Source organism: Psychromonas sp. KJ10-5 (genome assembly GCF_055808325.1).
On the sequence record NZ_CM147864.1, the window covers coordinates 3,612,722 to 3,630,907 of the forward strand.

The 18,186-nt window shown below is 38.2% G+C and carries 14 protein-coding genes; 6 read left to right on the forward strand and 8 right to left on the reverse strand.

Translation table 11 applies throughout. From position 1 onward, the window contains the following. Positions 1-319 precede the first annotated feature (319 nt). Positions 320-658, forward strand: coding sequence for a nitrogen regulatory protein P-II (gene glnB / locus AC0L3W_RS15895; protein WP_113819966.1), 339 nt, complete (start codon positions 320-322; stop codon positions 656-658). A 122-nt stretch (positions 659-780) separates the two neighbouring features. Here the strand turns inward: glnB and AC0L3W_RS15900 are convergent, their stop codons facing one another. Beyond that, positions 781-1,572, reverse strand: coding sequence for an outer membrane protein assembly factor BamD (locus AC0L3W_RS15900; protein WP_290038868.1), 792 nt, complete (start codon positions 1,570-1,572; stop codon positions 781-783). A 160-nt stretch (positions 1,573-1,732) separates the two neighbouring features. Between AC0L3W_RS15900 and rluD the strand changes: the two genes are divergently transcribed. From rluD to clpB, 3 genes are all read left to right on the forward strand, one after another. Then, positions 1,733-2,716 carry a 23S rRNA pseudouridine(1911/1915/1917) synthase RluD gene (rluD, locus tag AC0L3W_RS15905; RefSeq protein ID WP_290038869.1) on the forward strand — a complete coding sequence of 328 codons (984 nt, stop codon included), beginning with the start codon at positions 1,733-1,735 and terminating at the stop codon, positions 2,714-2,716. Positions 2,717-2,724: 8 nt separating this feature from the next. Beyond that, a complete protein-coding gene (gene pgeF, locus AC0L3W_RS15910; RefSeq protein ID WP_409440070.1) occupies positions 2,725-3,468 on the forward strand; it encodes a peptidoglycan editing factor PgeF in 744 nt (247 codons plus the stop codon). A 314-nt stretch (positions 3,469-3,782) separates the two neighbouring features. Then, on the forward strand, positions 3,783-6,353 hold the full coding sequence (clpB, locus tag AC0L3W_RS15915) for an ATP-dependent chaperone ClpB (RefSeq protein ID WP_290038871.1): 2,571 nt from the start codon (positions 3,783-3,785) through the stop codon (positions 6,351-6,353). Between the two features lie 67 nt (positions 6,354-6,420). Here clpB and AC0L3W_RS15920 read toward each other — a convergent pair whose 3' ends face one another. From AC0L3W_RS15920 to nagB, 3 genes are read right to left on the reverse strand one after another with little or no spacing between them, the layout of a single operon-like run. Continuing rightward, complete coding sequence (locus AC0L3W_RS15920) at positions 6,421-7,653, reverse strand: ROK family protein (protein ID WP_409440069.1); 1,233 nt, start codon at positions 7,651-7,653, stop codon at positions 6,421-6,423. Between the two features lie 28 nt (positions 7,654-7,681). Then, entirely contained in the window at positions 7,682-8,818 is a 1,137-nt protein-coding gene (gene nagA / locus AC0L3W_RS15925) for an N-acetylglucosamine-6-phosphate deacetylase (protein ID WP_409440068.1), read from the reverse strand. Between the two features lie 24 nt (positions 8,819-8,842). Beyond that, on the reverse strand, positions 8,843-9,643 hold the full coding sequence (gene nagB, locus AC0L3W_RS15930) for a glucosamine-6-phosphate deaminase (RefSeq protein WP_409440067.1): 801 nt from the start codon (positions 9,641-9,643) through the stop codon (positions 8,843-8,845). A gap of 257 nt (positions 9,644-9,900) precedes the next feature. On the opposite strand from nagB, the gene nagE reads away from it, so the two are divergent. Both nagE and glnS read left to right on the forward strand, forming a co-directional pair. Beyond that, the gene (gene nagE / locus AC0L3W_RS15935; RefSeq protein WP_290038875.1) at positions 9,901-11,367 is read left to right on the forward strand and encodes an N-acetylglucosamine-specific PTS transporter subunit IIBC; all 1,467 of its coding nucleotides are present in this window, start codon (positions 9,901-9,903) and stop codon (positions 11,365-11,367) included. Positions 11,368-11,586: 219 nt separating this feature from the next. Continuing rightward, positions 11,587-13,248, forward strand: a complete 1,662-nt coding sequence (glnS, locus tag AC0L3W_RS15940) for a glutamine--tRNA ligase (protein ID WP_290038876.1) — start codon at positions 11,587-11,589, stop codon at positions 13,246-13,248. 55 nt (positions 13,249-13,303) lie between these two features. Here the strand turns inward: glnS and AC0L3W_RS15945 are convergent, their stop codons facing one another. From AC0L3W_RS15945 to AC0L3W_RS15960, 4 genes are all read right to left on the reverse strand, one after another. Next, positions 13,304-13,999: an exonuclease domain-containing protein gene (locus tag AC0L3W_RS15945; RefSeq protein WP_290038877.1), complete on the reverse strand. Its 696-nt coding sequence runs from the start codon at positions 13,997-13,999 to the stop codon at positions 13,304-13,306. Then, positions 13,999-15,843: a DUF294 nucleotidyltransferase-like domain-containing protein gene (locus AC0L3W_RS15950; protein WP_409440066.1), complete on the reverse strand. Its 1,845-nt coding sequence runs from the start codon at positions 15,841-15,843 to the stop codon at positions 13,999-14,001. Before AC0L3W_RS15950 ends, AC0L3W_RS15945 begins: the two co-directional genes overlap by 1 nt. A 139-nt stretch (positions 15,844-15,982) precedes the next feature. Next, positions 15,983-17,701, reverse strand: a complete 1,719-nt coding sequence (locus AC0L3W_RS15955) for a sodium:solute symporter family protein (RefSeq protein ID WP_290038879.1) — start codon at positions 17,699-17,701, stop codon at positions 15,983-15,985. A gap of 14 nt (positions 17,702-17,715) precedes the next feature. Beyond that, positions 17,716-17,979, reverse strand: coding sequence for a DUF4212 domain-containing protein (locus AC0L3W_RS15960; RefSeq protein WP_290038880.1), 264 nt, complete (start codon positions 17,977-17,979; stop codon positions 17,716-17,718). Positions 17,980-18,186 lie beyond the last annotated feature (207 nt).

Consider the following 18,186-nt stretch of genomic DNA (forward strand, 5'->3'; position numbering starts at 1 on the left):
TTGAAAAATTTGTCCCCCCTTTTTTAATCATTATTATTTTGGATAAGTAAGTAGTTTTCAAGATTATCAAGTAACTATTATGTTCTAATAATATGGCTTATATTATTATTAATGCCTGAAAAGGCTCCCCAAAAACAGCTTGTATAATTCATTTCAAAATAGATCACATTTTCTACGTATTTAACCCTCACTCTTAGAAAGTTTGTTTTTTATTGAATTATGAATAGTGTAGTATGCTTGTTAATTTCCCTTAGATATTGCATTTAAAATGACAAACTATCCTGAGTGATAGTGTTGAAATTAACCTTAAGAGTTTATTATGAAAAAAATTGAAGCGATTATTAAGCCATTTAAAATGGATGATGTACGTGAAGCACTAGCAGACATCGATATTACAGGTATGACAGTATCAGAAGTAAAAGGCTTTGGTCGTCAAAAAGGCCACACTGAACTATATCGTGGGGCTGAGTATATGGTCGACTTTCTACCAAAAGTAAAAATCGAGTTGGTGGTAAAGAAAGAGTATGTCGAGCGTTGTATTGAAGCGATAATGAAAACAGCTCAAACAGGTAAGATTGGTGACGGTAAAATCTTTGTAACTTCAGTAGAGCGCGTTATTCGTATTCGTACTGGTGAAGAAGATGGTGAAGCTGTTTAATTTTTATCGCAATTAGATCATTATAAATACATTTTTATAATGTAATTGTTTTAAATATTTAGTGAACGGATCAAAAAAGGAGAACTATGTTCTCCTTTTTATTTATATACTAACGAAGGATATTACCAGTCAAATAGTTTCAGGCTTCCACCGCGTTTTACTATCTTATTATCAGGGTAATTTAACGCTAAAATAGCCAATGCATTTTTCTTCGGCTCTTCTAAACCTAACTCTTCGTAAGCTTCTATCATAATCTCTAACGCATCTTTTACTGATTCTGTATCAGGATAGTTATTAAGTACTATTTTACTTCGATTGATGGCAGCAATATAAGCTTCACGTTTGATGTACCATTCAGCAACAGCCACTTCATATCTTGCTACACGGTCTTTTAAGTAAACCATACGTTGACGTGCATCTTTAGCGTATTCACTATCTGGGTAGCTTTTTAAAATACGATTAAAATCTTTAAAAGCACGTTGTGAGTAACTTTGATCTCGGTTGAAACGATCGACACCAAATAGGTTTTGGAAAAATTGTTCATCAACGGTTAGATTGGTTAAACCACGCATGTAATATACATAATCCAAATCTTTATGGGTTGGGTTTAAACGGATAAATTTGTCTATGTTTGCCAGTGCAAGCGCCATGTCACCTTGTTTATAGTAAGCATAAATAAGATCTAATTGTACTTGCTCTGAGTGAGGCCCAAATGGGTAGCGGCTATCTAGGGCTTCTAAAATTTCAGCTGCTTTTTCAAAGTTAGCTGATTCCAATGCATTAGATGCATCTTGATATAATGCCACTGGCGGTTTATCAGCTACTTTGGGTTTAGTATTTTTTTTCGATGAACAGCCCGAAATAAAAATGGCAATAAAAAAACTGGTCGTTATTAGTCTAAGGATTTTATTCATAAGTGTTATAATGTTGGCCAATATTAAAAAGTAACAGTATCAGCTATCGTTGAACGAAATAAAAGTAAAAAAAGACAAAATGTGACAAGATTAGGTTGTTAAACGATATACTTTTTAAAAAATACATTATTACAGCGCAATATTATAAGAAGAGAACATTATGAGCCAAGCAATACACCTAACTGCAGAAGTAACAGATGAACAGTTAGGACTTCGATTAGACCAAGCGGTTGCAGCACTTTTTCCTGACTATTCACGCTCTCGTATCAAAGAGTGGATTTTAGCCGGTTTGGTAAAAATCGATGGCGCGGTCTCATCCACTCCTCGTGAAAAAGTATTTACAGGGCAAGTCATAGACGTTAATGCAGAATTAAAAGATGAAGTTACTTTTGTTGCGCAAAAAATTGAAATCGACATTGTTTATGAAGATGAAGATATTCTAGTGATAAACAAACCAGCTGGGTTAGTTGTTCACCCTGGTGCAGGTAATGCGAGTGGTACATTGTTAAATGCACTGTTATATCATTATCCAAGTATTGCTGAAGTACCACGCGCCGGTATTGTGCATCGTCTAGATAAAGAAACATCGGGATTAATGGTGGTTGCTAAAACCGTACCTGCTCAAACGCATTTAGTTACTAGTTTACAAGCACGCCAAATGACGCGTGAATATGATGCTATTGCAACAGGTTGTTTTACGGCTGGTGGTAAAGTAGATGCACCGATTGGTCGAGATAAAGTACATCGTACTAAAATGGCTGTCAATCATACTGCCGGTAAAGAAGCGATCACGCACTATCGTATTTCAGAAAAATACCGTGCTCATACGCGCTTACGTTTACGCTTAGAAACAGGCCGTACTCACCAAATCCGTGTACACATGATGTCTATTAGCCATGTGTTAGCAGGTGATCCTGTCTACGGAGGCCGACCTCGTCCACCAAAAGGTGCTTCAGAAGAGTTAAGTAATGCACTACGTGGCTTTAGACGTCAAGCGCTACACGCAACTATGCTTCGTTTAGATCACCCTATTACAGGTGAAGAGATGGAGTGGCATGCAGAACCACCAGAAGATTTTAAAGTGTTAGCTGCTGCGTTACGTGCTGATGCCATTGCACATGAAAATCAAACTCAAGACTATTAAGTCCTGCTATGCAATTAATTAAACCTAATTGGGATGCTCCTGCTCATGTACATGCTTACTCTACCACTCGTTTAGGTGGAGTGAGTGAGCAACAGTACACGGGGTTGAACTTAGGTTTACATGTACAAGATGATCCACAAGCGGTTATGACTAACCGCCGATTACTGAGTGAGCAAGCACAGGGTGCTGGCGACTTTTGTTGGTTGAATCAAACCCACAGTAATAGATTAATAAAGGTATTCCCTTCAACTGAGCAAGGTATTGACGCTGATGCGAGTTGGACAACCTCACCACAACGCACATGTGTGGTGATGACTGCGGACTGTTTGCCTGTATTAGTCACTGATAAACAAGGCTCCTTCGTTGCTGCAATACATGCAGGCTGGCGTGGTTTATATGACGGCATCATCGAAAATAGCATCACTGATATTTGTAAAGAACTGGAAATACCTACTCAACAATTACTCGTGTGGTTAGGTCCTTGTATTGGTCCTGATGCTTTTGAGGTTGGTGATGAAGTGCGTTGCTTATTTGTGGAACATAATCCATTAGCTGCACACGCTTTCATTGCAGGCTCTCCTAGCAAATGGTTTGCTGATTTACACGCTTTAGCAAGACTGCGTTTAACCTCTTTTGCTGGCATTAATATTAGCGCCACGCCATTATGCACTTACAGTGACTCAAGTTTATTTTATTCCTACCGCCGAGATGGTCAAACAGGGCGCTTAGCAACATTTATCTATTTAGGTTAACCCTAACGCCTTTTCTTTCCTTGATTAACGTTGTGCTGATTAAATAAGAGGCAATTGGCGCTTGTTAATCGCACAATTTATTTTTAATTTATACCAATCATGCTAATTAATTGATCTATTTTTCTGGTTAAAATAACTTATCTTATTGTTGTTATTTTCATAAATATAACAACTGGTTAACTCACATTACGCCGTGAATGAAATCCTCTTTCCTCCGCAAAATTTGCATTACTTATTTAATATAATTGGAACGACCTTGAATTTATAATCTTTATACCCATTTATAAAGAGTAATCTTTGTTGGGAGAATTAAGATGCGTTTAGATAAATTAACCAGTAAATTTCAATTAGCATTAGCTGATGCTCAGTCTATTGCACTAGGTCGTGACCATCAATATATTGAGGCCACGCATGTTCTGTTAGCCATGTTAAATCAAGACGGTGGAGCAATCCGCGGTATCTTGTCTGATCTTGAAATTAATATAAATCTACTGCGCTCACAACTATCAACTATGCTCGATAAATTACCTAAAGTATCTGGCATCGGTGGGGATGTGCAGCTATCAAGTCAGCTGGGTATTACCTTCAACCTGTGCGATAAATATGCTCAAAAAGCAAAAGATAAATTCATCTCTTCTGAACTGTTTTTAGTGGCAGTGTGCGAAGATAAAGGTGAATTAGGAAAAGTACTCAATGAGTTAGGTCTGACGAAGCAAAAAGTCGAAGAGTCTTTAAAGAAAATTCGTCAAGGTCAGCATGTCGATGATATCGATGGCCCTGAAAAAGTATTAGATAAATATACTATCGACCTTACTGAACGCGCCGCAGCAGGTAAACTAGATCCTGTGATTGGTCGTGATGATGAAGTGCGCCGTATGGTGCAGGTATTACAACGTCGTACTAAAAATAATCCAGTGATCATTGGTGAACCAGGTGTAGGTAAAACCGCAATTGTAGAGGGGCTTGCCCAACGAATTATTAATGGTGAAGTACCTGAAGGTTTAAAAAATAAACGCGTTCTATCATTGGATATGGGGTCGCTAATTGCAGGGGCTAAATATCGAGGTGAGTTTGAAGAGCGCCTAAAAGGTGTATTAGCTGAACTCGCTAAAGAAGAAGGGCAAGTGATCCTATTCATTGATGAGTTACATACCATGGTCGGCGCAGGTAAAGGCGATGGCGCAATGGATGCTAGTAACATGTTGAAACCAGCTTTAGCCCGAGGTGAATTACATTGTGTAGGCGCAACAACCTTAGATGAATATCGTCAGTATATTGAGAAAGATGCGGCATTAGAGCGTCGTTTTCAGAAAGTACAAGTTGATGAACCTACTGTCGAAGATACCATCGCTATTCTACGTGGTTTGAAAGAGCGTTATGAGCTACATCATAAGGTGCAAATAACAGATCCGGCAATTGTTGCGGCGGCGACTTTGTCACATCGTTATATTTCGGACCGCCAATTACCTGATAAAGCTATTGATTTAATTGATGAAGCTGCATCTAGTATCCGTTTACAAATGGATTCTAAGCCGGAGAATTTAGATAAATTAGGCCGTAAAATAATTCAATTAACCGTGGAGCAAAAGTCATTACAAAATGCGACAGATGAAGCAAGTTTGCAACGTTTAAGTGATTTAGACCAAACTCTTAAAAGCAAAGGCAAAGAATATAAAGAACTCGATGAAGTATGGAAAACTGAAAAAGCCGCCTTATCGGGTACTCAAAATATTAAACAAGCCCTAGAACAAGCTCGTTTAGACCTTGAGGTCGCCAGTCGTGCTGCGGATTTAACGCGTATGTCTGAATTGCAATATGGTCGTATTCCTGATTTAGAAAAGCAGTTAGATCTTGCTTCTCAAGCTGAAATGCAAGAAATGACACTGCTAAAACATTCTGTGACTGAGAATGAAATTGCCGATATCTTAGCGCATTGGACTGGGATCCCTGTGTCTAAAATGCTCGAAGGTGAGCGTGATAAATTATTAAAAATGGAAAAACACTTACATTCGCAAGTGGTTGGACAAAATGAAGCGATTGAAGCTGTTTCTAATGCTATTCGCCGAAGCCGTGCTGGACTAAGTGATCCAAATCGCCCGATAGGCTCATTTTTATTCTTAGGTCCAACGGGGGTAGGTAAAACTGAGTCTTGTAAAGCATTAGCAAGTTTCCTCTTTGATAGTGTTGATAATATGGTGCGTATCGATATGTCAGAGTTTATGGAGAAACATGCGGTATCTCGCTTAGTAGGCGCACCTCCTGGTTATGTGGGGTATGACGAAGGTGGGTATTTAACCGAAGCAGTAAGACGTAAACCTTATTCTGTCATTTTATTGGACGAAATAGAGAAAGCGCATCCAGATGTGTTTAATATTTTGTTACAAGTATTAGATGATGGACGTTTGACTGATGGTCAAGGACGTACTGTTGATTTCCGTAATACTGTGATTATTATGACCTCGAATATTGGCTCAGAAGTGATACAAAATGCGTTTCCGCGAGCCGCTTATGATGATGTTAAGAATCAGTTATTAACTATTTTAGGAAATCATTTTAAACCTGAGTTCTTAAATCGTATCGATGAAACAGTGGTATTCCACCCATTAAGTGAAAAACACATTAAATCGATTGCGACGATTCAGCTTCATACGTTACAAACTCGTTTGAAAGCAAAAGGGTACCAGTTGATGTTTAATGATGCGTCTATTGAGTTATTAGTAGAAGCGGGTTATGACCCAGCTTATGGTGCTCGACCATTAAAACGTGCAATACAGCAGCTACTAGAAAATGCTTTAGCACAGAAAATTTTATCCGGTGAGTTAAGTACTAGCCATCCTATTTTAGTGGATGTGAAAGATGGGCAACTGGTATTTGTCGAGCAGTAGTTCGCTCAAAAAAAACGACCATTTAAAAACCTGAGCATTATTGTTCAGGTTTTTTTGTTTTAAAGCCTTAAACTTTAATTCGTTGTAGTAGATCGCCTTCATAAATGGCTTGTTTGGTTAAAGCAAAAGCCGCGAGTGTTAGGTCTGCTGTTAATTCAGTGGGAATCACTGATAGTTGATGGTGAAAATCAGGTAGGGTTTGAGTATCAGTACATTGTTTAATTGTATCGAACACTAAGTTGCCGGATAAAATAATCTTACCTGTGATCACAATCTTTTCCGGACTTAATAGATTCACTAAGATAGCAATACTCTTGCCTAAATAGGTGGCAGCTTGTTGCACTATTGCCTGGCATAAAGGATCTTTATTCGCTGCTGCTAAGTAGATATCGTCAATAGTAAAATCGGAAGTACTGAGCGAAGAAGGGCTACCTGCCGCAATCGCTGTTTTAACTTTGTCAAAGATGGCATTATCACTTACTTCTGTTTCTAAACACCCAATATTGCCGCAATGACATTGTTTACCTAGAGAATTGATTTGAATATGGCCAATCTCTCCAATATTACAACTTTTACCTAACAGTACTTTTCCTTCCATGATGACACCTGAACCAACACCATGATGGACGCTAACTAAGATAGAGTCCTGACACTGTCGAGTGGCACCAAAGTAATGTTCTGCCAATGCTAAGCAACGCGTATGGTTGCCAATAAAGGTTGGGATATTAAAGGCCTGTTCTATCTCTTTAACTAAAGGAGTGTTTTGCAACGGGGAAGTTGAATGGTAAATAACAACCCCTGTTTTAGGGTTAACTAAACCAGAGATGGTCATAGAAATAGCTGATATTTTTTCATTGATTAAGGTCGGTTGAGTTATAAACTTAGCGATTTCAGAAATGAAAAAATCTATCAAAGCCGCGCTATCAGATACCGTTGGCACATTGATTTGTTTACTCAGGAGTTTTTCTCCAGATAACTTATAATGTGCAATAGATAACAGGCTTTTTCCTAGTTTGATTGCAATAACATTAATGTTGTGGGCATTGGGAGCGAGAGAGATAGCACGTCGGCCTCCGGTTGATGCTTGTAAATCGACTTCAGAGATTAAACCGTTTTCCATTAACTGGCGGGTTATTTTAGTCACACTGGCAGGAGCCAGACTACTTACTTTAGCTATTTTTACACGAGAAATAGGGGCATACTGTTCGATAACTTTATAAATAGTTGCACTATTAAGTTGTTTTACCTGATCAAGGTTAACGATAGTGTTTGGTGTGTTTGCCTGATCCCCGACATTCATTCATTCTCTTCCTTTACATATCAATGCATTAAATTGTAAGTTGATGATATCCATTAACAATGGTGGCAGTCACATTAAATTGTTGATCAAATATCGTTAAATTAGCTACCTTGCCGGCCGTTATGGAGCCTAGCTTGTGATCAACTGCAATCGCTTTAGCAGGGTAGTAACTAGCCATTCTAATGGCTTCATCTAACGGAATACCAACATGTTCAACACATTGTTGAATGGACTCGATCATAGTGACTGCTGAACCACCTAAAGTACCATCTTTACCGACACACTTACCATCTTTGTAATACACTTCTGTACCTACAAAATCAAACTGTTCAATATCAGCGCCTGCTGGTGCGGTAGCATCGGTCACTAAGATAAGTTTATCACCCATCAAACGTTTGGAGATGCGTATATTTTCGTAAGCGACATGGAAACCATCAACAATAATACCCGCATACAGTTGGTGATCGTAAATAGCACCAACCATGCCTGGTTCTCTTCCTGTCATAGGAGACATGGCATTAAATAGATGCGTTGCAAAACTAGCACCTTGCTCAATCGCTAAAGTTGCTTGTTGGTAATTCGCATTACTGTGACCAAGTGATACAACAATACCGGCATCACTCAATTGTTTAATAAATTCAAGGGGCATTTTTTCTGGCGCGATAGTAATCTGCGCTACGATATCTGCATTTTTACAAATTAGATCTACCATTTCAGCTTCAGCAGGACGTATCCATTGAGCTGGGTGGATCCCTTTTTTTTCATGGCTGATATAGGGACCTTCTAGATGTAAACCTAATACTTGATTGCTGGTGGTTTGCATATATTGACGCGTCGCAGCCATGGCTTTTTCGATGCCTTGGTCACTATCTGTAATAAACGTTGGTAGAAAGCTTGTTGTGCCAGACTTAAGGTTTGCAGAATGCATTATTGATAGTGTTTGCTCACTTTCAGAGCCATTAAACATCACTCCGCCACAACCATTAAGTTGTAAATCGATAAAACCAGGGCTCAAGTGTTGTCCCTGTAGATCTATTTTCGCTAATGATGATGGCAGGTCTGCAACAGGTACAATCGCGTTAATTAATTGCCCTTCAATAATCACTGCGTGATCAGTTAGAACTGATTCAGGGCTATAAATAATGCCATTAACCAATGCATACATGTTTAACTTCTCCTTTAAAATAGGTTATAGATTACCTAAATTGTCTGCTTCTACTTCGGTGAAATAATTAAGCGTTTTAACCTTGAGTTCAAGGGTGGCATCAGCGTCACACACAACCACTACCTTAGGGTGGAGTTGTAATGCACTCACTGTCCATTGTTGATTCACAGGACCTTCAACGGCGGCATGCAATGCTAACGCTTTAGCGTGACCAGTGACAAGCGTTAAAATCTCTTCTGCATCTAATAAAGTAGCAACACCTATGGTTAATGCTTTTTTAGGTACTTGATTGATATCATTGTCAAAAAAACGGGAGTTAGCTAAACGCGTATTAGTTGTTAAGGTTTTTGCTCGAGTGCGAGAAGCTAATGATGAACCTGGTTCATTGAAGGCAATATGTCCATCATTTCCCATGCCACCCATAAATAAATGAATCTTACCGTATGCTTTTATTTTCTGTTCGTAACGTTGGCATTCTTCACTTAGGTCGTTTACTTGCCCATCGAGTAAATTAATGTTTTCTTTTTGAATATCCACATGGTTAAAAAAGTGATTAAACATAAAGCTATAGTAACTTTCTGGATGTGATCGCGGTAAACCAACATATTCATCCATATTAAAAGTGACAACATGTTTAAAGCTTACTTCTCCAGCTTGATAAAGTGCAATCAATTGTTTGTAAGTGGTTAATGGTGTACCGCCTGTCGGTAAGCCTAAAACAAAAGGGCGATCCTGTGTTGGTTGAAACTGATTAATTTTATCAGCTATATATCGAGCAGACCAAAGTCCAACCTGTGATGCATTTTCAAGCGGGATTAAGCGCATGGTAATCTCCAAATATTAAAAACAATTAATTCTCATCGCGAATAAAGTGGATTGTAATAGCTTGTTGAATATAATGCTAGTGTAAATTTAAGTGATTTGTGTCACATAAACTTTCAAAATACTTTGCGCCCATTTAGAAAAACTTTAGAGTCATAGCTTGTTTTTGATACATATTTAAATTTTTATAGGTTATTTGTTAGTAATTAAAATAAATAATAATAAGTGCGAATTAAGTTGAGTGATCAAGGAGCGTTACAGTGAATATATTAGGATATATGCAAAAAGTCGGAAGAGCGTTAATGGTGCCTGTCGCGGTATTACCTGCGGCTGCTATTTTAATGGGGATTGGTTATTGGATTGATCCTAACGGTTGGGGAGGCGATTCTCCCTTAGCTGCTTTCTTGATTAAAGCAGGTGCTGCGGTTATTGATAACATGGCGTTATTATTTGCTGTTGGTGTTGCCTATGGCATGTCTAAAGACAAAGACGGTGCTGCTGCTTTATCTGGTTTAGTAGGTTGGTTAGTGGTCACTACTTTACTGTCGCCCGGCGCAGTTGAGCAAATTACTGGTGAAGTCGCACATGCTGCCTTTGGGAAAATTGAAAATCAGTTTGTAGGTATTCTTATTGGTATCATTTCAGCTGAGTTATACAATAAATTTTCTGATGTTGAATTACACAATGCGCTCGCGTTTTTCTCTGGTCGTCGTTTAGTACCGATTGTGGTCTCGGTTGTGATGATCATTGTGTCGTTTATCTTAATGGCGATTTGGCCGATTATCTTTTCTGGTTTACAGCATTTCGGTGAAAGTATTTCTGGAATGGGGGATATTGGTGCCGGTATTTACGCTTTCTTTAATCGACTACTTATCCCGGTAGGTTTACATCACGCATTAAACTCAGTGTTTTGGTTTGATGTAGCGGGTATTAATGATATTCCTAATTTCCTAGCTGGTCAGGAAACTATTATACAGTTTGCTGCTGAAGGGAAAACGGCATTAGGGACAGTAGGTATGTATCAAGCTGGTTTCTTCCCTATTATGATGTTTGGTTTACCTGGTGCTGCATTAGCTATTTACACTGCCGCACGTAGTGAGCATAAACAAAAAGTGGCTTCTATCATGTTAGCAGCTGCGTTAGCTTCTTTCTTCACTGGGGTTACTGAGCCTTTAGAGTTCTCTTTTATGTTTGTTGCACCATTATTGTATGTCGTGCATGCAGTACTAACTGGGATATCTGTATTTATTGCCGCTAATATGGAATGGATTGCAGGCTTTGGTTTCTCTGCTGGTCTAGTGGATATGGTGCTTTCTTCGCAAAATCCACTTGCTAAACAGTGGTATATGCTACTGGTACAAGGTGTGGCTTTCTTTGCTATCTATTATTTTGTGTTTTTAGGATTAATCAAATGGTTAAATCTTAAAACTCCGGGGCGTGAAGCAGATGAAGAACTACCAGCAGAAAGTAAATCAAGTGTAGCGAAAGATGGCGATGCATTAGCGAATGATTATATTGCGGCGTTAGGCGGCATAAAAAATATCGAAGTGATTGACGCTTGTATTACTCGCCTAAGGTTAACTTTAAAAGACCGTAATATTATTGAAGATGCTAATTTGAAAAAGTTAGGGGCGATGGGAGTGGTCAAGCTAGGTGAAAAGAACCTACAAGTTATTATTGGCCCTCAAGCAGAAAGTATTGCTAATCGCATGAAATTATTAAAATAGTTAACGTTATTACTTGTCTTGTTGAGGCACGCTTTGCGTGCCTTTTTTGTTTCTGGAAATGGCCCGAAAATAAATAATTATAAGGCCCTTATTTATTGGGGTTGATATAACCACAGGATATCGCGGTGATAGTAGGCATTTTCTATTATTTAACTTGAGGTTAAGCCAAGAATATACGATGATTGTTGTTTTTATGAATCATGTCTTTTAGAGGTTAAAATGTCCGAATTGGAAACACGCCCAAGTAATTTTATACGCACTATTATTGAAAACGATCTTGAGAGTGGTAAACATCAGACAATTCATACACGTTTTCCACCTGAGCCCAATGGATACTTACATATTGGTCATGCAAAATCGATCTGTTTAAACTTTGGTTTAGCATCTGATTACCCTAATGCTGCCTGTAATCTTCGCTTTGACGATACTAACCCTGTTAAAGAAGATGCAGATTATGTTGCCGCAATTGAAAAAGATGTGTCTTGGTTAGGTTTTGAATGGCAAGGTGATGTTCGTTATTCTTCAAACTATTTTGAACAGCTTTTTGATTATGCAGTAGAGTTAATTGAAAATGATAAAGCCTACGTTTGTGAGCTAAACGCTGAGCAGACTCGTGAATACCGTGGTACGTTGACTTCTCCTGGTAAAAACAGCCCATTTCGTGATCGTCCTATCGCTGAAAGTTTAGATCTGTTTAATCGCATGAGAGCAGGTGAGTTTGAAGAAGGCACGATGATGTTACGTGCTAAAATCGACATGGCTTCACCAAATATGAAAATGCGTGACCCAGTTATTTACCGTATTCGCTTTGCACACCATCACCAAACTGGTGACAAATGGTGTATCTACCCAATGTACGATTTCACCCATTGTATTTCTGATGCTATCGAAGGCATTACACACAGTTTATGTACATTAGAGTTTGAAGATCATCGTCCATTGTACGACTGGGTACTTGCTAATATCAGCATTGAATGTAAACCACGTCAGATTGAGTTTTCACGTTTAAACTTACAGTACACATTAACTTCTAAACGTAAATTAAACGCACTAATTGAAGAAAACATCGTAACCGGGTGGGATGACCCTCGTATGCCAACAATTTCTGGTATGCGTCGCCGTGGTTATCCTGCAGCTTCATTACGAGAGTTTGCTAAGCGTATCGGTGTAACCAAGCAAGAAAATACGGTAGAGTTGGCTGCTTTGGAAGCTTGTGTACGTGAGAACTTAGAAGCTAACGGTGCACGTGCTATGGCTGTGATTGATCCCGTTAAAGTAACTATCTCAAACTACGAAGAAGGTAAGTTAGAGCAACTGATTGCACCTGCTCATCCTAAAGATGAAAGTATGGGAACACGAACTATTCCTTTCTCTCGTGAATTGTATATTGATGCCGCGGATTTCCGTGAAGAAGCTAATAAAAAATACAAGCGCTTAGTATTAGGCAAAGAAGTTCGTTTACGTAATGCTTATATGATCAAAGCAGAAGAAGTGGTTAAAGATGAGGAAGGTAATATTACAGAAATTATCTGTTCATATGACCCTACTACATTAGGTAAAAACCCTGAAGATGGACGTAAGCCAAAAGGTGTTATCCATTGGGTAAGTGCTGCTTCTAACCATCCTGCAGAGTTCCGTATTTATGATCGTCTATTTACAGTAGAAAACCCTGCTGCAGCTGAAGATATCCATACAGTATTATATCCAGAATCATTAGTTGTTAAGCATGGCTTTGTTGAAAATAGTCTTGTTGAAGCGCAACCTGAAGTTGCTTATCAGTTTGAACGTGAAGGTTACTTCTGTGCCGATAATAAAGACTCAAGTGCCGAGCATCTTGTCTTTAACCGTACCGTTGCCTTACGAGATTCATGGGCTGGTTAGTGTTTACTCACTTTTTTAATAGGCCTGCTTTAAGCAGGCTTTTTTTATTGTGTTTTTAATACTTTCTAAGAATATCCTGCAGTTTAATATGCTCTAACCCTCCCATTTTATTGAGTTGTGCTAGCAGCAGTTCTGCACAGGCAAGCGCATCAGTTAATGCATTATGGGCTGAATAAATTGGTAAGTAGTAACGTTCTCTGCAGGCATTTAACCTTAACTCTCCGTTTTTTATGAATTGTTTTTTTCGATAAATACGTTGTTTTTCTAGCTGTAAGGTATCAACCGCAAATAGTTGATGGACTGGTATTCCTAGTTTTAACAGAGCGTGCTCTATAAATTGTATGTCCAATAATGCATGGTGTGCGACTAATACTTTATCCTGGCATTGTTGTAACAACCACTCTATTACTTCTGAAGTATCTAAAGCTGTTGTTAAGTCTCTATCATGTACTCCATGAATCGTTGCACTTTGCCCAACACTTCCTTGAATTTTCAATAGCTTGTACTGTGCATATCCAGGTTGTATTTGACCTTTTATAATAGGAATAATACCTATGCTGACCATTTCATCTTTTTTATGATCTAATCCAGTCATTTCAATATCTAATGCTAAAAAATTAATGTCTGAAACAGGTTTGTTTAATTGTGTGAAAAGGTATTGATAATGTCTTTGTAGGTGAGTTGATTTGTTTAACTTATTATTACTAATAAGTCGCTTAAGTTTATTGTTTAACCACCATTTTTGAAACATTAAAATTGCCTTAAGAATTTAAGTTTTATAGTACTTTGGGCTTCATAAATCACTTTAAATGCATCTTTTAGCTGGTGTCTTGCTAAAGAGGAGAGGCTATCGGGTAAAATATAGTTTGATACTGTTTGAGCTTGGTTAAATTGGCGGCCTTGATTAGTGAGACGTTTATGTGCAATAAACTCCCAGGCATCTAATAGGTTCATTGCAATATCTTTATCAATTGCAGACTGCGTTACAAGCCTTTCGATACGTTTACTAGTATTAACCTCGTCAATGCCTACAGAGAGTGCATATATTCTAATAATGTCATTAATTAATGCATTGCCTTTATGTTTAAGATCGATACCTTTTACTTCTCTACCATCACGCTCAATAACAAAACTACGGAAGAAGCCTAATGGTGGTGTTGATTGCAGGGCATTCTGACTAAGTGCAGCAATAAAAATATCATTATTTTTTGTATCTTTTAAAACGCTTGTTTGTAATTGATCGAAGAGACTTATCTCACCATAGATAGGGCGCATATCAAAGAAGATTGATGCATGTAATAACGCGGTTGGGTCTGGGCTTTTTATCCATTTAGAAAATTGTTGTAACCATTGTTGTAGCGTGAGTTGCCATACTGGGTTTTGTGCCATGATGTTACCGGGACAAAAAGGAAAGCCACATTCGTTTAATGCGCAGCATACATATTCTGACAGCTGTTTAAAATATTTGGCTTCTTGTTCAGTGGTTTCTTTTTCTAATATTAGTGCATTATCTTGGTCTGAACCTGCCATTTGATCTTGGCGGCCTTGCGAACCAAAGGATAACCAACAAAAACGCATTGGCTCTGGTCCTAATTGTTTCTGTTTTAATGCAATTAATCGGCGTGTTAAGGCATCGGTGACCGATGTTAATATACGTCCTATTTCACTAGCTTTAGCATCACTGCTGATCAAGTTGTATAATAAGTCTGGTATTTTTTGACTCACCTGAATTAATGATTCTAGGTTGGCTTGGCGTTGTATTTGTCCAATTAAGAGTAAAGGTTGAGAGCTTTGGCTTCTAATTAAATCTGTACTAGTGATGATTGCAATAGGTTTGTTATGACTCATTACAGGTAAGTGATGGATATTGTTTTCACTCATCTTTAACATTGCTTCAAATATTAATGAGTTGCTTTCAATTGTCGTTGGATCTTGGGTCATTGCTGACGCTACTGATAAATTACCTCCTAACCCCTTAGCCAATACTCGGCTGCGTAAATCACGGTCAGTTAAAATACCGCATAGTTGTTTCTGATCCACAACAATTAATGAAGAAACTCGTTTATTTGACATTAGCATAGCTGCTTCATGAATAGTTGCATCTGGGGCAATTGTGGTCAGTTCTTTAGACATAATGTTAGTGATACGCGCAGTGTCAATCGCGTTGCGATCTAGAGAGCTTTGATTGCGTAAACGTTTTGCAAATGCACGATTAAAAAAGCGATCAAACTGATAGCAACTACCACGCAATTGATCAAACATACTTGCGGGGAGGTGATAAACCAAACCGTCTTCTAAAATATGCACTTGATTAACTACTTTCTCGCCAGAAAGCATGCCGCTGAAACCAAAAAATTGCCCTTCACCAATACGGTCAATTAATTCACCTTGCTGTGTACTAACTTCAAAAGCTCCTGTTCGTACAATATAAAGCTGTGGTTGATTGGTATCTACATGCACTAATTTCTGTGCTTTGCTGTAGTAAACAATGGTCAATGTTGAACAACATTGTTTAATGGTTTGTTCTTGCAAAGTATCAAAGGGCGCTAACTTGCGCATGAAGTCAAAAATGGGTTGTAGTTCACTATTATCCATATTTACCTATCTATCTCATGTTAGTGTATTTAGGTTATATTTCCTTTTATTCATCTGTATTAATTGCTTTATTGATGTGCTTTTTTAATAAAAAATGATGCAAAAAAAAAGCGCCGAAGCGCTTTAAATTGAGGTTGTCCTAATGATCTTGTGCTTCACCTGCTCCCTTAGGGAAACGAATAGATTCGACCATATCAACTACGGCTTGCGGAGTTGGAGCTGTCATTTTGCAGACGAGAATAGCCACTGCGAAGTTAACTACCATACCTAGCATACCTATGCCTTCTGGTGATATACCAAATAACCAGTTATCAGACACATTCGCAGATGGGTTAATAAATTTAAAATATACAATGTAAACAGTTGTAAATAATAAACCTGCTAGCATACCTGCGATAGCACCTTCTTTATTCATTTTTCTAGAGAAAATCCCCATAGTAATCGCTGGGAATAAAGAAGAGGCTGCAAGACCAAAGGCGATTGCGACCACCGCAGCTACAAAGCCTGGAGGGTTAATACCAAAGTAACCTGCCATAATAATACCGGCCGCCGATGCTAACCGCGCATACATTAGCTCCTTTTTATCGGAGATATTGGGCATTAAGTTCTTTTTCAGTAAATCATGGGAGACAGAGGTCGAAATAACCAGTAATAAACCTGCTGAGGTTGATAATGCAGCAGCCAGACCACCGGCAGCCATTAACGCAATAACCCATGCAGGTAAGTTTGCCATCTCTGGTGTTGCTAATACGATAATATCGCGGTCAACATTCATCTCATTTGTTTCTGTATTTGAGTAGAACATTTTACCGTCATTATTTTTATCATCCCATTTGATTAAACCTGTTTTCTCCCAGTTTTCAATCCAAATTGGTGCTTCGGCATGCGGTACACCTTGGCTTTCTGGACCATTGATTGACTGAATCATATTTACACGCGAGAAGGAAGCGAGAGCAGGGATAGTGGTGTACATAATTGCGATAAACAATAATGTCCAACCCGCTGAACTACGTGCATCTTTCACTTTTGGTACGGTAAAGAAACGTACAATGACATGTGGTAAGCCAGCGGTACCAAACATTAATGCACCAGTAATAAATAGCACATCAATCATATCTTTAGAGCCTTGGGTATATTGTGAAAACCCCAACTCTGTAGAAAGTCCATCAAGTTTATCAAGCAGATAGATACCTGAGCTATTTCCTGTTGCATCGAGTAATTCAGCACCAAAACCTAGTTGAGGGAAAATATGGCCTGTCATCATGATTGAAAGAAAAACAGCGGGTACCATGAAAGCAAAAATCATCACACAGTATTGTGCGACTTGTGTGTAAGTAATCCCTTTCATTCCACCTAAAACCGCATAGAAAAAAACTACACACATGCCAATATACACGCCAGTATCAACATCTACTTCTAAGAAGCGTGAAAATACAACGCCTACACCACGCATTTGACCTGCGATATAGGTAAAACTAATGAAGATTGCACAGATAACGGCAACAGTACGTGCTGATTGTGAATAGTAACGGTCACCAATGAAATCTGGCACGGTAAATTTACCAAACTTACGAAGGTAAGGAACCATTAATAAAGCAAGTAATACATAACCGCCAGTCCAACCCATTATGTACACACTGCCATCATAACCAACGAAAGAGACAATCCCTGCTAATGATATAAAGGAAGCGGCTGACATCCAATCTGCAGCTGTAGCCATGCCATTTAAAACCGGTGGAACACCTCCGCCTGCGACATAAAATTCTTTGGTTGAGCCTGCTCGTGATTTAATTGCAATACCGATATAAAGGGCAAAAGTAACGCCAACCACGATATAGGTTAATGTTTGAACATCCATCTTGTTACTCCTTGTTATTCGTCAACACCATATTTTTGGTCAAGCGCATTAGATTTTTTTACATATACAAAAATTAAGAGTAAAAAAACGTAGATAGAACCTTGTTGGGCGAACCAAAATCCTAATTTAAATCCCATAAAACTGAATTCATTTAATATATCAACGAATAACACACCACAGCCAAATGAGACAAAAGCCCAAATTGCTAAGAGTTTGAGTACTAGTTTGAGGTTTTCATCCCAATACCCCTTTGCTTTTTCTTCATTTTCAAAACTCACTATTATTCTCCTTAATGTTATTAGTCAGAAGAGATTTCAAGAAAAAGGTTAAATTTTGTATTTAAAATAATCACTTTTAAAGTCAAAAAAATAAACATTCACTTTTAATCACTTAACTGTATTGCTAAAGAAAAAATCTTCTATTTCGTCAAATCGCTGTTAATAGTATGTTAATTTTTTTGTTTATCTATGGAGGGATGAAGAGCT

Coding starts and splice junctions, on each gene's coding strand:
- glnB (WP_113819966.1), top strand. CDS start 320: ATGAAAAAAATTGAAGCGATTATTAAGCCATTTAAAATGGATGATGTA.
- AC0L3W_RS15900 (WP_290038868.1), bottom strand. CDS start 1,572: ATGAATAAAATCCTTAGACTAATAACGACCAGTTTTTTTATTGCCATT.
- rluD (WP_290038869.1), top strand. CDS start 1,733: ATGAGCCAAGCAATACACCTAACTGCAGAAGTAACAGATGAACAGTTA.
- pgeF (WP_409440070.1), top strand. CDS start 2,725: ATGCAATTAATTAAACCTAATTGGGATGCTCCTGCTCATGTACATGCT.
- clpB (WP_290038871.1), top strand. CDS start 3,783: ATGCGTTTAGATAAATTAACCAGTAAATTTCAATTAGCATTAGCTGAT.
- AC0L3W_RS15920 (WP_409440069.1), bottom strand. CDS start 7,653: ATGAATGTCGGGGATCAGGCAAACACACCAAACACTATCGTTAACCTT.
- nagA (WP_409440068.1), bottom strand. CDS start 8,818: ATGTATGCATTGGTTAATGGCATTATTTATAGCCCTGAATCAGTTCTA.
- nagB (WP_409440067.1), bottom strand. CDS start 9,643: ATGCGCTTAATCCCGCTTGAAAATGCATCACAGGTTGGACTTTGGTCT.
- glnS (WP_290038876.1), top strand. CDS start 11,587: ATGTCCGAATTGGAAACACGCCCAAGTAATTTTATACGCACTATTATT.
- AC0L3W_RS15945 (WP_290038877.1), bottom strand. CDS start 13,999: ATGTTTCAAAAATGGTGGTTAAACAATAAACTTAAGCGACTTATTAGT.
- AC0L3W_RS15950 (WP_409440066.1), bottom strand. CDS start 15,843: ATGGATAATAGTGAACTACAACCCATTTTTGACTTCATGCGCAAGTTA.
- AC0L3W_RS15955 (WP_290038879.1), bottom strand. CDS start 17,701: ATGGATGTTCAAACATTAACCTATATCGTGGTTGGCGTTACTTTTGCC.